The sequence below is a fragment of the Streptomyces sp. NBC_00490 genome, from assembly GCF_036013645.1.
Classification (GTDB): Bacteria; Actinomycetota; Actinomycetes; order Streptomycetales; family Streptomycetaceae; genus Streptomyces; species Streptomyces canus_F.
Map to the genome: position 1 here is coordinate 2,805,683 of NZ_CP107869.1, position 14,447 is coordinate 2,820,129.

General features: G+C 71.5%; 12 protein-coding genes and 1 pseudogene. 7 read left to right on the forward strand and 6 right to left on the reverse strand.

Annotated elements, in window-relative coordinates; translation table 11 throughout:
• Window positions 1-292: 292 nt before the first annotated feature.
• Window positions 293-1,864 (forward strand): annotated as a pseudogene (gene ctaD, locus OG381_RS12575) (aa3-type cytochrome oxidase subunit I); the annotation flags it as partial.
• On the opposite strand, the gene OG381_RS12580 reads toward ctaD, so the two are convergent.
• Window positions 1,863-2,903, reverse strand: coding sequence for a helix-turn-helix transcriptional regulator (locus OG381_RS12580; RefSeq protein ID WP_327716192.1), 1,041 nt, complete (start codon window positions 2,901-2,903; stop codon window positions 1,863-1,865). The pseudogene ctaD and the gene OG381_RS12580 sit on opposite strands and share 2 nt — an antisense overlap.
• A gap of 62 nt (window positions 2,904-2,965) precedes the next feature.
• Here OG381_RS12580 and OG381_RS12585 point away from each other — a divergent pair, with 62 nt between their 5' ends.
• Window positions 2,966-4,099, forward strand: coding sequence for an epoxide hydrolase family protein (locus tag OG381_RS12585; RefSeq protein ID WP_327716193.1), 1,134 nt, complete (start codon window positions 2,966-2,968; stop codon window positions 4,097-4,099).
• A gap of 10 nt (window positions 4,100-4,109) precedes the next feature.
• Here the strand turns inward: OG381_RS12585 and OG381_RS12590 are convergent, their stop codons facing one another.
• Together OG381_RS12590 and OG381_RS12595 are read right to left on the reverse strand one after the other, a co-directional pair.
• Window positions 4,110-5,402, reverse strand: coding sequence for an ABC transporter substrate-binding protein (locus tag OG381_RS12590; RefSeq protein ID WP_327716194.1), 1,293 nt, complete (start codon window positions 5,400-5,402; stop codon window positions 4,110-4,112).
• Window positions 5,371-5,958, reverse strand: coding sequence for a hypothetical protein (locus OG381_RS12595; RefSeq protein ID WP_327716195.1), 588 nt, complete (start codon window positions 5,956-5,958; stop codon window positions 5,371-5,373). The genes OG381_RS12590 and OG381_RS12595 overlap by 32 nt, the downstream gene beginning before the upstream one ends.
• A 123-nt stretch (window positions 5,959-6,081) precedes the next feature.
• Here OG381_RS12595 and OG381_RS12600 point away from each other — a divergent pair, with 123 nt between their 5' ends.
• Genes OG381_RS12600 through OG381_RS12610 form a run of 3 tightly spaced genes read left to right on the forward strand, consistent with a single transcriptional unit; the run spans window position 6,082 to window position 9,922 of the window.
• A complete protein-coding gene (locus tag OG381_RS12600; protein WP_327716196.1) occupies window positions 6,082-6,555 on the forward strand; it encodes a hypothetical protein in 474 nt (157 codons plus the stop codon).
• Window positions 6,555-9,227, forward strand: a complete 2,673-nt coding sequence (locus OG381_RS12605) for an ABC transporter permease subunit (RefSeq protein WP_327716197.1) — start codon at window positions 6,555-6,557, stop codon at window positions 9,225-9,227. The genes OG381_RS12600 and OG381_RS12605 overlap by 1 nt, the downstream gene beginning before the upstream one ends.
• The gene (locus OG381_RS12610) at window positions 9,224-9,922 is read left to right on the forward strand and encodes an ATP-binding cassette domain-containing protein (protein ID WP_327716198.1); all 699 of its coding nucleotides are present in this window, start codon (window positions 9,224-9,226) and stop codon (window positions 9,920-9,922) included. Before OG381_RS12605 ends, OG381_RS12610 begins: the two co-directional genes overlap by 4 nt.
• Here OG381_RS12610 and OG381_RS12615 read toward each other — a convergent pair.
• Window positions 9,831-10,451 (reverse strand): transglycosylase family protein, encoded by a 621-nt coding sequence (locus OG381_RS12615; RefSeq protein WP_327716199.1) that lies wholly within the window; start codon window positions 10,449-10,451, stop codon window positions 9,831-9,833. The genes OG381_RS12610 and OG381_RS12615 overlap by 92 nt on opposite strands.
• Before the next feature lie 119 nt (window positions 10,452-10,570).
• Complete coding sequence (locus OG381_RS12620; RefSeq protein ID WP_327716200.1) at window positions 10,571-11,200, reverse strand: LysM peptidoglycan-binding domain-containing protein; 630 nt, start codon at window positions 11,198-11,200, stop codon at window positions 10,571-10,573.
• 432 nt (window positions 11,201-11,632) lie between these two features.
• Between OG381_RS12620 and OG381_RS12625 the strand changes: the two genes are divergently transcribed.
• Both OG381_RS12625 and OG381_RS12630 read left to right on the forward strand, forming a co-directional pair.
• Window positions 11,633-12,415 (forward strand): hypothetical protein, encoded by a 783-nt coding sequence (locus tag OG381_RS12625; protein ID WP_327716201.1) that lies wholly within the window; start codon window positions 11,633-11,635, stop codon window positions 12,413-12,415.
• An 80-nt stretch (window positions 12,416-12,495) separates the two neighbouring features.
• Window positions 12,496-12,885 carry a hypothetical protein gene (locus OG381_RS12630; RefSeq protein WP_327716202.1) on the forward strand — a complete coding sequence of 130 codons (390 nt, stop codon included), beginning with the start codon at window positions 12,496-12,498 and terminating at the stop codon, window positions 12,883-12,885.
• Between the two features lie 56 nt (window positions 12,886-12,941).
• Here the strand turns inward: OG381_RS12630 and der are convergent, their stop codons facing one another.
• Window positions 12,942-14,420, reverse strand: coding sequence for a ribosome biogenesis GTPase Der (gene der / locus OG381_RS12635; RefSeq protein WP_327716203.1), 1,479 nt, complete (start codon window positions 14,418-14,420; stop codon window positions 12,942-12,944).
• Window positions 14,421-14,447: the final 27 nt, after the last annotated feature.

The following is a 14,447-nucleotide window of genomic DNA, read 5'->3' on the forward strand; positions in this document are numbered from 1 at the left end:
TTTCCGTCGAACTCCGTCACACGTACGGGCGGTTCCGTAGGCCTTCCGCGCGCAATCAAACGGAATTCCCGCGTGTCGGAGCGGCTCATCCAATAAACGGACGGAAAGTTCCGGAAGACCTGCCGTCGGAGCCTTTGCATTCCGATTCGGTGGGGGGTCGCGGGAGCTGACACCGCGTAGGAAGAACACGGATCCGACACAGAATCCCCGTACGCCCCCTGTCGCGGTACGCGACGACGCGAGCATCATGACGGCGGACCCGGGACGCGACGAGCGAAGGGGCGAGCGAGCGATGGGGACCGAGACCGTGCAGACGACGGTGCGACCCGTGCGGAGCAAGAGCCACGGCCGGGTGATCGTCGACTGGCTGACCACCACCGACCACAAGAAGATCGGGCATCTCTACCTGATCACGTCGTTCGTGTTCTTCCTGACCGGCGGCCTCATGGCGCTGCTGATGCGCGCCGAACTCGCCCGGCCAGGGATGCAGATCATCGACAACCAGCAGTTCAACCAGATGTTCACGATGCACGGCACGATCATGCTGCTGCTCTTCGCGACCCCGAGCTTCGCGGGCTTCGCCAACGAGCTGATGCCGTTGCAGATCGGCGCCCCCGACGTGGCCTTCCCACGGCTGAACATGCTGTCGTACTGGCTGTTCCTGTTCGGCGGTCTGATCGTGCTGGGCTCGCTGCTCGTGCCGTCCGGGCCCGCGGCCTTCGGCTGGTTCGCCTACGCGCCGCTCAACAGCATGGAACGCTCACCCGGCATCGGCGCGGATCTGTGGATCATGGGTCTCGCGCTGGCCGGCTTCGGCACGATCCTCGGTGCGGTCAACTTCGTCACCACGATCATCGGGATGCGCGCCCCCGGCATGACGATGTTCCGGATGCCGATCTTCACCTGGAACACCCTGTTCACGTCGATCCTGATCCTGATGGCGTTCCCGGTGCTCGCGGCCGCCCTGCTCTGTCTCGAGGCGGACCGCCGGTTCGGCTCCCAGGTGTTCGCCTCGGCCAACGGCGGAGCGCTGCTGTGGCAGCACCTGTTCTGGTTCTTCGGCCATCCCGAGGTGTACATCATCGCGCTGCCGTTCTTCGGCATCATCACCGAGATCCTCCCGGTCTTCAGCCGCAAGCCGCTCTTCGGCTATCTGACGCTGGTCGGGGCGACGATGGCGATCACCGGGCTGTCCGTGGTCGTGTGGGCGCACCACATGTTCGTGACGGGGGCGGTGCTGCTCCCCTTCTTCTCGTTCATGAGCTTCCTGATCGCGGTGCCGACCGGCGTGAAGTTCTTCAACTGGACCGGGACCATGCTCAAGGGCTCGCTGTCCTTCGAGACGCCGATGCTGTGGGCGACCGGCTTCCTGGTGACCTTCCTGTTCGGCGGTCTGACCGGGGTGATCCTGGCGTCGCCGCCGCTGGACTTCCATGTTTCCGACTCGTACTTCGTCGTCGCGCACTTCCACTACGTCGTGTTCGGCACGGTCGTGTTCGCGATCTTCGGCGGCTTCTACTTCTGGTGGCCCAAGTTCACCGGGAAGATGCTCGACGAGCGGCTCGGCAAGATCCAGTTCTGGACGCTGTTCGTCGGCTTCCACACCACGTTCCTGGTGCAGCACTGGCTGGGCGCGGAGGGCATGCCGCGCCGGTACGCCGACTATCTGGCCGCCGACGGGTTCACCGCGCTCAACACGATCTCGACGATCGGCGCGTTCGTGCTGGGCATCTCGACGCTGCCGTTCCTCTACAACGTCTGGAAGACCGCCAAGTACGGCGAGAAGGTCGAGGTCGACGACCCCTGGGGCTACGGCCGTTCCCTGGAGTGGGCGACCTCCTGCCCGCCCCCGCGGCACAACTTCACGACGCTGCCGCGGATCCGCTCCGAGTCCCCGGCGTTCGATCTGCACCATCCCGAGTACGCGGCGGTGACGTCTCAGCCCGAGCCAAAGAGCGAGCAAGCCGGTCCCGAGCGGTCCTGATCGCCTCGGTCAGCTCGGCGGGCTCCAGCACCTCGAACTCGAAGCCCATCAGCATCACATGGATCACCATCACATCGAGGCTCGCGGCTCCGGTGCGCAGGATGCAGGCGTCCGGTCCGTCGGCCTCCAGCTGCCCGGCGCTCGGTGAGACCTTCTCGCTCGCCACCTCGATGGGCACCAGGAGCCGTACGACGGCCTGCGCCGCGTACGCGCGCGTGGAGACGCCCCGGGAGACGAACGCGGCCAGGTCCTCGGCCGGGGGTGTGCGCGGGGTGAAGCGGGGACCGTGCGGCGGCTTGGGGGTGATGCGGTCGACGCGGAAGGTCCGCCAGTCGTCGCGGTCGAGGTCCCAGGCGACCAGGTACCAGCGACGCTCGGTGCAGACCAGGCGGTGCGGCTCGACGGTACGGCGGGTGGAGTCGCCGTTGTGGCTGCGGTACGCGAAGCGCAGGCGCTCGGCGTCCCGGCAGAGGTGGGCGAGCTCGGTCAGCACGGCCGGGTCCACGGCGGAGGGCTGGGGGCCGCGCAGCATCGGCACGGTGAAGGCGTTCAGTGCGCCCACGCGACGGCGCAGCCGGCTCGGCAGGACCTGCTCCAGCTTGGCGAGGGCGCGTACGGAGGTCTCGCCGATGCCCTCGATGCCCTGCCCGGCGGCCGTACGCAGCCCCACGGCGACGGCGACCGCCTCGTCGTCGTCCAGGAGCAGCGGCGGCAGCTCGGCGCCCGCGCCCAGCTGGTAGCCGCCCCCGGTGCCGGGGCTGGCGTTGACCGGATAGCCCAGCTCGCGCAGCCGGTCGACGTCCCGGCGCACGGTGCGCGGGGTGACGCCGAGGCGGTCGGCGAGGTCGGCGCCGGACCAGTCGCGGTGGGCCTGGAGCAGCGAGAGCAGGCGCAGGAGTCGTGCCGAGGTCTCCAACATGAATCCGAGTCTGGCAGGCATTGCGGACAGTCGCTGTCCGCAAGGGTTCCTACCTTGGATCCATGGCAGACAACAGCGTGCACAGCTACCGGATCGACATCCCCCAGGCTCGGCTCGACGAGCTGCACACCCGCCTGGACCTGACCCGCTGGCCGGACGAACTGCCGGACGCGGGCTGGGAGTACGGCGCCTCACTGCCGTACCTCCGCGACCTCGCGGCCTACTGGCGGGGCGCCTACGACTGGCGCAAGCACGAGGCGGCCCTCAACGAGATCCCGCAGTACGTCACGGAGATCGACGGCGCCCAGGTGCACTTCCTGCACATCCGCTCGTCCGCGCCGGACGCGCTGCCGCTGATCCTGACGCACGGCTGGCCGGGCTCGATCGTGGAGTTCCTCGGCGTGATCGACCGGCTGAGCGAGGACCACCACCTGGTCGTCCCCGCGATCCCGGGCTTCGGCTTCTCCGGCCCCACCCGCGAGAAGGGCTGGAACGTCAACCGTGTCGCCCGCGCCTGGGCCGAGCTGATGCGCCGGCTCGGCTACGAGCGGTACGGCGCGCAGGGCGGCGACCTGGGCGCGCTGATCTCCCCCGCGCTGGCCCGCATCGCCCCCGAGTCGGTCGTCGGCGTCCATGTGAACGCCGCGTCGGTCGGCTTCATCCCGCTCGGCCCGGTGGGCGAGGAGGAGCGGGCGGGGCTCACCGAACGGGAGCTGCGGAGCCTGGCGAGCATCGCCGAGTTCACCACCGACGGCTTCGGCTACAACGCGCTCCAGTCCACCCGCCCGCAGACCCTCTCCTACGCCCTCACCGACTCCCCCGTCGGCCAGCTCGCCTGGATCATGGAGAAGTTCCAGGCGTGGACGCACTCCTCGGCCGCGCTGCCCGAGGACGCGATCGACCGGGACACGCTGCTCACCAACGTGATGCTGTACTGGCTGACGGGTACGGCCGGTTCGGCGGCGCGTATGTACTACGAGAACAGCCATGTCGGCGACTGGTTCCCGGTCACGAACTCCGGGGTGCCCACGGCGGTGGCGAACTTCGGGGAGGACGTGGCGATCCGACGCTGGGCCGAGCGGGCCAACACCCTCGCGCGCTGGACCGAGTTCGACCGCGGCGGTCACTTCGCGGCCCTGGAGGTCCCGGAGCTGCTGGCCGGTGACGTCAGGGAGTTCTTCGGCTCGCTGCGGTGAGCGGGGCGGGTCAGTAGGGCAGTTGCGGCACGTCGAAGCAGGTGACGTCCATGTCGCCCTGCGACACCCATCCCTTCCCGTCCTGCCACCGGGCCACCGACAGACATGTCCTGCGGGTCGTCGGTGGCCCGGCCAGCCGCTCGAACCGGACGGGAACCAGCAGCCCGTCGGCGGTGTAGTCCTCGCTGCGGTTCATGAACGCGTCCACGCACGCGCGCGTGACGCCGGCGCCGCTTCCCGCACACGACTCGGCGGCCTCCGTGAACCACATCGCGGCCGCCCAGCCCTCCAACTGCCACTGGGAGTGCGTCTCCAGCCCCTTGGTGGCGTCCCGGAACTCCCGCACCGCCTCCTGGTCGGTGTCCTCGTAATTGCGGCTGGAACCGGTGGCCCACAGGGCGTTGCGGCAGCGCGGGGCGTCCTTGTAGTCGTCGGGGACGGTGGAACTCCAGTTCTGCACATTGGTGACCTTCGCGGTGACCCGCACACCGGCGGCGTCCATCGCCTCGCACAACCGGGCGTTGCCGTGCGAGTCGATGGCGTCGAAGACCAGGTCCGCCCCCTGCTCCTTCAGATCGGCCGCGACGGCACGGAAGTTGGGCAGCGCGAAGTCGACCTGCTCGCTCACCACCTCGTAGCCCTCGGCCTCCAGCCCCCGCTCGACGAGCCGGGCGTAGGCGGCCGAGGCGGCCTGGTTGTACGAGACGACGGCGGCCGTACGGGCCCCGTGCTCCCGCTTGAAATAGCGGTAGACCTCCGTGCCGCCGTACTGCCTGCCGTTCCATCCCTTGGTGCCGTCGCGGGGCGCGAGGCTGCCGTAGATGCCGTACAGGTGCGGATAGGTGTCGTAGGCGGCCCCGATGGGCTGGCCGCCGATGTCGGGCACGCGCGCGTGCGAGACCCGGGAGGCGCCCGCGTAGTCGAGGGCGGTGGTGGCGACCAGGGCCACCACCTCGTCCTCGTCGATCAGCTGGTGCACACAGGCGTTGTTGCCGACACCGCTGCCGCCGTCGTCGCACTCGCGGACCTCGACGCGGCGCCCGTCGATGCCTCCGCGCGCGTTGAGCCGGTCGAACCACGCCTTGGCGCCGTCGCGGGGCCCGACGAAGGTGTCGCCGCCGACCGGGCTGGTGGCGCTGGTGATGACGCCGACGCGGATCGGCGTGCCGTCCGGCGCGGGACCGGCCCGCTCCCCGTGCTCGAAGTCGCTCTCCGGCAGCCGGCTGCCGCAGGCCGCGCTCAGGGCGAGCAGCAGCACCGCGGCCGCGGCCTCAGCAGCCCGGAAGGGCCGACGCCGACGCATTGCCGCTCAGTTGGACCAGAGCGCACAGCGTGCTGACGGACACCTTCCAGGTGCCGTCGTCCTCGACCGCCGTCCCGGAGGTGTCCGGCAGGGCGGTGGCGCCGTTCATGAGGAGGGTGTAGGTCACGGTCGCCTTGGTCGCTGACGTGAACTTCACCTCGGTGACCTGCGCTTCCACCTGTCCGCCGCGCTCGTCGCCGCTGAAGGCGGCCATGACCGGGCCCATCGCCTCGCCGTTCTCCAGGACGGCCTGCTTCTCCTTCGTGGAGGTCTTCGGGTCGAAGAACTTCTCCCAGTTCTCCTTGACCTCCTTCTCGGCCGCCGCCCGGTCGGCGGGCCCACTGGCCGGTGCGCTCGACTGCGGCGCACTGGTCGTCGTCTCCGGGGTCGGGGTCGTGGACGGGCTCTCGTTCCCGCCGCTGTCGTCGCTGCAGGCCACGAAGGCCGGGCCGAGGAGGAGCACCAGGGCGGCCAGTGCCGCCGTACCCCGTCCCGCCGGGCGTGGGCCGCGGCCCCGCCGTGCGTTCCCCCGCCTGAGGTCGCTCCCGAGAACCATCTGGCTCACCACCGGGTGTCGGTCCGGGCCATGTGCGCCCGGTGCTTTCAGGGTCAGCTTCCAGAAGGCATAGTGCAAGCCATTGGCTGACATGGACAGACACGTGACGTGTGGGGGCCAGAGATGCGGACAAGCCGACTGCGGACCGTGCACCCCGTTCTGTGGGCCGGCTGGGCCGCGCTCGCCGCGGGTGCGGTGCTCTGCGTCATCGGCTGGTACGGCGTCTCCGGCGAGCGCTACGCCGAACGTCAGCTGCCCTACCTGGCCTCCTGCACGGTCCCGGGCGCCGCACTGATCATCGCCGGAGCGGTGCTGCTCGCGCACGGCCGCACCACGATCGCCGCGCTGCGCGTGGAGGAGCTGTACGGCCTCCTGGTGGCCACGGAACCCGCCGACGCCGAGGAGCCCGGCCTGGCCACGGCGCCGATCGCCGTCAGCGGGGACCTGCTGATGGTGCCGGGCGGCACGCTGTGGCACCGCGCGGACTGCCCGCTGGTCTCCGGGAAGGTGGAGGCCGTGCCGGTGGACGCCAAGCTGGCGGCGAGCGGCGAGTTGGGGCCCTGCCCCATCTGCGAGCCCGCCGAAGAAGCCGACTGATGTCGTCCCTCACGTACGACCTCACCCTCGCCGGTCTCTCGGTCGGCAGCGCCGCCGCACTCACCGGAATCGGCCTGATCGTGACGTACCGCGCGACGGGGGCGCTGAATTTCGCGCACGGGGCGATCGCGATGGTGTGCGCGTTCGTGCTGCGGCAGTGCGTGGTGGAGTGGGGCTGGCCGCTGTGGGCGGGCGCCACGCTGACGCTGCTGGTCCTGGCGCCGGGCCTCGGCGTGGTGCTGGAGCGTTTCGTCTTCCGTCCGCTGTCGGTCCTGGGCAGCGACCCGGCGCAGACGCTGGTCGCGTCCATCGGGGTGTTCGTGCTGCTGGTGGGCGGGGCGGCGCTGGTGTGGGGGCAGGGGGCGCGGGACGACGCCCCGGAGCTGGTGTCGGCGGACCCGTGGGGTCAGCTCGCCGTGGTGCTGGTGCTCGCCGGGGGCGTGGGGGCGGTGATCCGCTGGACGCGCTTCGGGCGGGAACTGCGGGCCGTGGTGGACGACCGGCAACTGGCCGTGCTGGGCGGGATCGACGCGGACCGGGTGGCCGCGGCGGGCTGGGCGTTCGGCTCGTTCACGGCGGGCTTGACGGGCGTCCTGCTGGCGCCGTTCGTACGCCTGGACCCGTACGGCCTGCCGCTGCTGGTCATGGAGGTCGTCGCGGTCGCCGTGGCGGCACGGATGCGCGCTCTGCCGGTCGCCGTGGTGGTCGCGCTGGGCATCGGGGTGGCGCAGAGCCAGCTGACGCGGCTGCATCCGTCGGGCTGGAGCGAGCCGTTGCTGCAGGCGGTGGGGGCGAACCTGTTCGTCGTGGCGCTGCTGGTCGCTTCGCTCGTCCTGCCGCGGATCGGCACCCGTGACGCCCTCCCGCGCACGGCCACCGCGCGCGTGGCGACTCCGCCGGGCGCGTGGATCGTGGCGGTGGTGCTGTTCCTGCTGCCGCTCGGTTTCGCGGGCTCGGATCTGCAGACGTCGGTGCAGGTGCCGGCGCTGGGCGTGGTGCTGCTGTCGCTGGTGGTGGTCACGGGCCGCGGCGGCCAGATCTCGCTGGGGCAGGCGGCGTACGCCGGACTGGGCGCTCTGTTCACGGCACTGCTGGCGGCGGGTCGCTTCCCCGGACTGCCCCGCCTGCCCGAACTGGCCGCGCTCGCGGTGGCCGTCGTGCTGGTGGCGCCCCTGGGCCTGCTGACGGGCTGGCCCGCGATCAGCCGCCGGGGTCTGGCGCTGGCCCTGGCCACCTTCGCGGTCGGCGTGGGGGTGAGCCGTTTCGTCTTCGCCCAGCCGTACGCCACCTCGGGACTGTCGCTGGGCCGCCCGTCGGGCTTCGAAGGTGACCGGGCGTACTACGTCCTGGAGTTGGCGCTCCTGGCAGCGGCCCTTCTGGCGACGCGTCTGCTCCGCACCGGCCGTACGGGCAGGGCACTGGCGGCGATGCGCGACCACGAGGCGGGCGCGTCTGCGGCGGGCGTCCAGGTCCCGTCCCTCAAGCTCCTGGCCTTCGTGGCGGGCGCCGCGCTGGCCGCCCTCGGCGGCGGCATGCTCGGCATGGGCCTGCGCGCCTTCGACCCCGGCGCCTACGACCCCGTCCGCGGGCTGCTGTGGTTCGCGGCCGTGGTGGTCCTGGGCGCCGACAGCACCCTGGGCGCGCTGCTGGCGGCGGCGCTCCTGGTGGGACTGGACGCGGGCGCGCGGGGCGGGATGGCGGCGGCCCTGATCGGCGTCCTCGCGGTACTGGTCGGCCGCTTCCCGGGCGGCCCGTACGAGGCGCTGCGAACGACGGCGGTGAGGCTGCGCCTGCGGCGGGGAGCGGCGCTGACCCCGCTCGGGGAACGGGTGCGGGGACGGCTGCGTCCGGTGGAGCAACGCCCCGCGCGGGTAGCGGTGTCGGCCGGAGCGGCGAGCAGGGCGCAGGCAGGACGACCGCAGGCCGCCGACACGCGTGCCGCAGCCGCCAATGTCGCTCCACCTCCACAGGGGCCACCCGCACCCGCACTCACAGCCCGCGGCCTCAAGGCCCGCTACGGCGGTTTCACCGCTCTGGACGGCGTCGACCTGGACATCACACCCGGCCGCGTCACCGCGATCATCGGCCCCAACGGCGCGGGAAAGAGCACCCTGTTCCACTGTCTGGCCGGCACGCTCCGCCCCACCAGCGGCAGGATCCTCCTCGGCACCCGGGACATCACCCGCCTCCCCGCCCACGCCCGCACCCGCCTCGGCATCGCCCGCACCTTCCAGCAACTCGCTGTCTTCCCCTCGTTGACCGTGGCCGAGAACGTTCACGTGGGCGCCGAACAGGGCCGCCTCCCCGACCCGGCCGCCGCGGAGCGGACTCTCCGGCTCCTCACCCTGGACGGCCCGCTCCGGGACCTCCCCGCCGCCCACCTCCCCACCGGCACCCTGCGTCGCGTGGAACTCGCCAGAGCCCTCGCCGGCAGCCCCCGGGTCCTCCTCCTCGACGAACCCGCCGCCGGCCTGGACACGGCGGAAGTGACCGCCCTGACCCGGGTGCTGAAGGCCCTCGCCGCCGACGGCACCGCCCTCCTCGTCGTGGAACACGACCTCGACCTGGTCGCCGACCTCGCCGACGTCGTGCACGTCATGACGGCGGGCCGCATCGTCGCCTCGGGCCCGCCCGACCATGTCCTGGACACCGCGTGGGCAGCCGCCCCATGACCCTCTCCCTGCGCCACGCGCGCGTGCGCTACGGCCCCCTGGAGGCCCTGCACGGCGTCACCCTCGCCGCTCCCGGCCCCGGCATCACCGTCCTGCTGGGCCGCAACGGCAGCGGCCGTACGACCGTCCTTCGCGCCCTCGCCGGCACCGTGCCGCTGTCCGGCGGCGCCGTGGTGTGGGACGGCACCGACGTGACCCGTGTGCCCGCCCACGAGCGCGCCCGGCACGGCCTGTGCCTGGTCCCCGAGCGGCAGGCGGTGTTCGGATCGCTCACGGTGCGCGAGAACCTGGCGCTGGCCGCACCGTCGTACGACCGCGCCCTGGACGCCTACCCCCAGCTCACCGCGCTGCTCCCCCGCCGCGCGGGCACCCTCTCCGGCGGCGAGCAGCGCATGCTGGCCCTGTCCCGCGCCCTGCTGGCACGCGCGCGCGTGGTGCTCGTCGACGAGCCGACGCAGGGCATGTCGTCGACGGTCGCGGCCCGCACGTACGACCTGCTGAGCGGGCTCGACGCCTGCGTGGTCGTCGCCGAGCAGCGCTTGCCGCCCGTCCTGCACGGCCGGACGGCCGTCGTCCACGAACTGCGCCGCGGCACGGTCGTGTTCAGCGGAGAGGCCGCCGAACTGGCCCCGCCGACAGGGGCGGACCGAACACGGCCGGGCCCCGGGTATGGCTTTTCGATCCCTTCGGAATGACCAGCAGCGTGCCCACGTTCAGCCGGTCCGGGTAGTCGCCGATCATTTCCCTGTTGACCTGGTAGAGCGCTCGCCAGCCGCCCTGGATGCCGTACGCGCGGGCGATCGCCGAGAGCGTGTCGCCGGGTTTCACCGTGTGCATCCGGCCCTTGAGCCCGTACCGCTTCGCACAGACCGGCCAGGCCTCCCAGCCCTGCACGGCCAGCACCTCCTGGGCGACGGCGATCTGCTGCTCACGGGTGGCGAGATCCGCGCGCGGGGCGTACGTCAGGCCGCCGAACTCCTCCCAGGTGGGCTGCCAGAACTGCAGTCCGCCGTAGAAGCCGTTGCCGGTGTCGGCGTCCCAGCGCCCGCTGCTCTCGCACAGCGCGACACAGCTCCAGGGCCACCCGTCGCGGGCACAGTCGTACGGCACGGAGAGAGGCGACGGACCGGGGGCCGGGGGCGGTGGTGCCGCGTACGCCGGTACGGGCGCCGCTCCGGAGAGCAGACAGGCGGCGAGGAGGAGCTTGATCGGCATGCGGTACATCGGCCCACGCTAAGCAGTACCGCGCGGACGGCCGTGGATACGCGGCGGAAGGCCCAGGGGCCCCACCCGGTCGGCGCACCGAACGGGCGGGGCCCCGTGCCCGGAAAGGGGGGAGCAGCTCAGATCTCGAGACGCTGCCCGGGCACGATCATGTCGGGATCGCCGCCGATGACGGCCTTGTTGGCGGCGTGGATCGCCTGCCAGGTGGTCCCGTGCCGGGCGGCGATGCCGCTCAGCGTGTCGCCCTTGCGGACGGTGTAGTCGCCACGGGACGCGCCGCGGTCCGCGTGGCTCTGTGAACGGGCCGGCGCCTTCGACGGCTTGGACGGAGCGGCCTTCGTGGTGGCCGAGCCGGAGGAGGCCGCGGGGGCGCTGCCGGACGCCCCGGCCCGGGCGGAGCAGGTGGGCCACGCGCCCCACCCCTGAGCCCGCTGGACCTTGGTGGCCACGGCGATCTGCTGGGACTTGCTCGCCCTGTCCGCCGTCGCCGCGTAGGCGCCGCCGCCGTACGCGCGCCAGGTGGCGGCGGAGAACTGCAGACCGCCGTAGTAGCCGTTGCCGGTGTTGATGTGCCAGTTGCCGCCGCTCTCGCACTGGGCGATGCGGTCCCACACCCCGCCGTCCGCCGCCGCGGCGTTGCCGGTCGCGGCCAGCAGTCCGAGGGGGGCGAGCAGGGCCGCCCCGGCGAGAACCGCCGTGGTACGTGTCTTACGAACGTTGTCGCGAGTGGTATCAGCACATTCGGGCATGTGATTCCCTCTCGAAGAACCCGGGGCCCCCCAGGCGCTTGGTACGGCCGGCGGACGAACCCGAGCGGTGCTCGTTGCACACGGCCGAGGAATCTAGGGAGGGTGACCGCCCGGTATCAACCAATTGCTTGTCACTCCAGGCCAGTTCGCCATTACCGCGGGTAGCGAGTTTTTTCGGCCACCCACTTCATTCGCTGATTTCCTGATTTGTCGACCAGTCGCCCTGGTGATTTGTGACCCACTTCACGCAACCAACTTCCTTGGGTTTCCTAGGAATTGACGTTGAGTGCCCGATTCCGGGCCCGGCGTGACCCTGTGCGCCCGATGGTTCGATTCCGTTCGCTCTGGAGCGTGACTCCCGCCACAGATCGGCCGTTGTCTTCTTCATGAGCCCGGGACCCACCCGGGCACCGCTTCCTGAGGGAGTCACCCGTGCCGCGCATGCTCGACGTCAGCGACGAGGTCCGCGCCGAGATCGGCGACGATGAGGCCGACCGGCTGCTCGCCGGAGAGAACGCCCCCGGCAGTTACGACTGCACCTCCTGCCGCACCCCGGGCGACTCCGAAGCGGAGCGCACCAGCACCGTCCTGTTCATCGGCGACGAGACCGCCGTCCTCGCCTTCGCCCACGCCACCTGTCTGCCCTCGCAGATCGTCCAGGTCACCGAGGAGCAGCTCCAGGGAGCCGTACGCTCCATCAACGGCGACCATGTCGAGCCGGACCCCGCCAAGGCCGTACCCGAGCAGGCGGTTCTCGGCGTCACCAGCGGACTCGTGCTGATCGCCGGGGAGTTGCACCCGGCGCTCGTGGTCGAGCCGACGGCCCCCATCGTGCGCCCCGGCGCGACCGACGTCGGCGACGACTTCCTGCCGCTCCTCATCGAGCAGGGGTTCATGCCGGTGACGCAGCTGACGGAGGTGCCGCCGGTGCTGCACGGGTGGTCGGTGCTGCTGGCGGCGGGCCAGCTGCACGCGGTCCTGCAGCCGGGACCGACCGGTGGACAGCCGGTCGCGTGGTGGCAGGCGCATCAGCCGCTCCAGGTCACGGAGAGCTGGCGGGCCGCCGCCAACAAGCATCAGCAGGTGCTGATGTTCGCGGCGCCGGTGGGATCGATCGGGCGTCAGCCCCGCGAGGACCTGCTGCGGGACGCGATCGACAAGGCCGCGGCCAACGGGAAGCTGGTCGCTTCCGCGATGCCTCTCGCCGGGACCTGAGCACGCCCGACACACAGGGACGGCGCGTGCGCCCCTGAAAGCAGCCGCATCTCATGATGCCCGGGGTCGTTTGGACATACGTGCACACCTACGACGTTCCCCGCCGCCAGTCCTACCAGTCGATCCCGTCCTCGCGGCCGACTCCGGACCCGCTGTGCGGCCCATCGGTCACGCCGATCTACGACGCGCTCTACGCCGAGTACGTCAAGTCGTTCCGCTCGCTGCCGGGTGACCGCAGCGGCGAGGAGGAGCTGGGGTTCACCGCGTTCGGGAACCTTGCGCAGGACACGTACGGCGGCCACCGGCCGGGGTCGTTCAGCAGCTCGTACAGCGCCTACAGTGCGGGCGCGCAGAGTGCCCGCGTCGGGCAGCAGCAGTCGCAGTGGCAGCGCGTCGGACAGATCGGGCAGCACGGCACGATGGTGCAGCACGTGCCGGCGCTGCCGCCGGGTCAGCGCCGCGGCTTGTGACACGGTGAACAGGAAGGGCGGCCCCGACAGGGGCCGCCCTTCCTGTGTGTCCGCGCTTACTTCTTCTTGGCGCCGCGCTTCTCGCGCACCCGCACCGAGATATGGATTGGGGTGCCGTCGAAGCTGAACTCCTCGCGCAGCCGGCGCTCGATGAAGCGCCGGTAGCCCGCCTCGATGAAGCCGGAGGCGAAGAGGACGAACCGCGGGGGCTTGGTGCCGGCCTGGGTACCGAACAGGATGCGGGGCTGCTTGCCGCCGCGCACCGGGTGCGGGTGGGCGGCGACCAGTTCGCCGAGGAAGGCGTTCAGGCGGCCCGTCGGAACACGGGTCTCCCAGCCGGCCAGGGCCGTCTCGATCGCCGGGACCAGCTTCTCCATGTGACGGCCGGTGCGCGCCGAGACATTGACCCGCGGCGCCCAGGCGACCTGGGCGAGCTCGGTCTCGATCTCCCGCTCCAGGTAGTAGCGGCGCTCCTCGTCGAGGGTGTCCCACTTGTTGTAGGCGATGACGATCGCGCGGCCCGCGTCCACCGCCATGGTGACGATGCGCTGGTCCTGCACCGAGATCGACTCGGAGGCGTCGATCAGGATGACCGCGACCTCGGCCTTCTCGACGGCGGCCGCGGTACGCAGCGAGGCGTAGTAGTCGGCGCCCTGCTGGAGGTGGACGCGCTTGCGGATGCCCGCCGTGTCGACGAACTTCCAGGTGACGCCGCCGAGTTCGATGAGCTCGTCGACCGGGTCGCGGGTGGTGCCCGCGAGCTCGTTGACGACGACGCGCTCCTCGTTGGCCACCTTGTTCAGGAGCGAGGACTTGCCGACGTTCGGGCGGCCGATGAGCGCGATGCGGCGCGGACCGCCGACAGCGGTGCCGAAGCTCTGCTCGGGCGCCTCCGGCAGGGCCTCCAGGACGGCGTCCAGCATGTCGCCGGTGCCGCGGCCGTGCAGCGAGGAGACCGGGTGCGGCTCGCCGATGCCGAGGGACCACAGGGCCGTCGCGTCGGCCTCGCCGCTCTGGCCGTCGACCTTGTTGGCGCAGAGCACCACGGGCTTGTTGGCCTTGCGGAGCAGCCGGACGACGGCCTCGTCGGTGTCGGTGACGCCGACCTTGGCGTCGACGACGAAGACGACCGCGTCGGCGGCCTCGATCGCGTACTCGGCCTGTGCGGCCACGGAGGCGTCGATGCCGAGGACGTCCTGCTCCCAGCCGCCGGTGTCGACGACCTTGAAGCGGCGGCCCGCCCACTCGGCCTCGTAGGTCACGCGGTCGCGGGTGACGCCGGGCTTGTCCTCGACGACGGCCTCGCGGCGGCCGATGATGCGGTTCACCAGAGTCGACTTGCCGACGTTCGGGCGGCCGACGACGGCGAGCACGGGCAGCGGCCCGTGACCGGCCTCCTCGAGCGCGCCCTCGACGTCCTCGACGTCGAAGCCCTCTTCCGCGGCGAGCTCCATGAACTCCGCGAACTCGGCATCGCCAAGCGCTCCGTGGTCGTGCTGCTCGCCCGAGCCGTCGGAGTGGATGTGGTCGTTCATGAAGTCCGTACCTCGTCGTTCATCGTG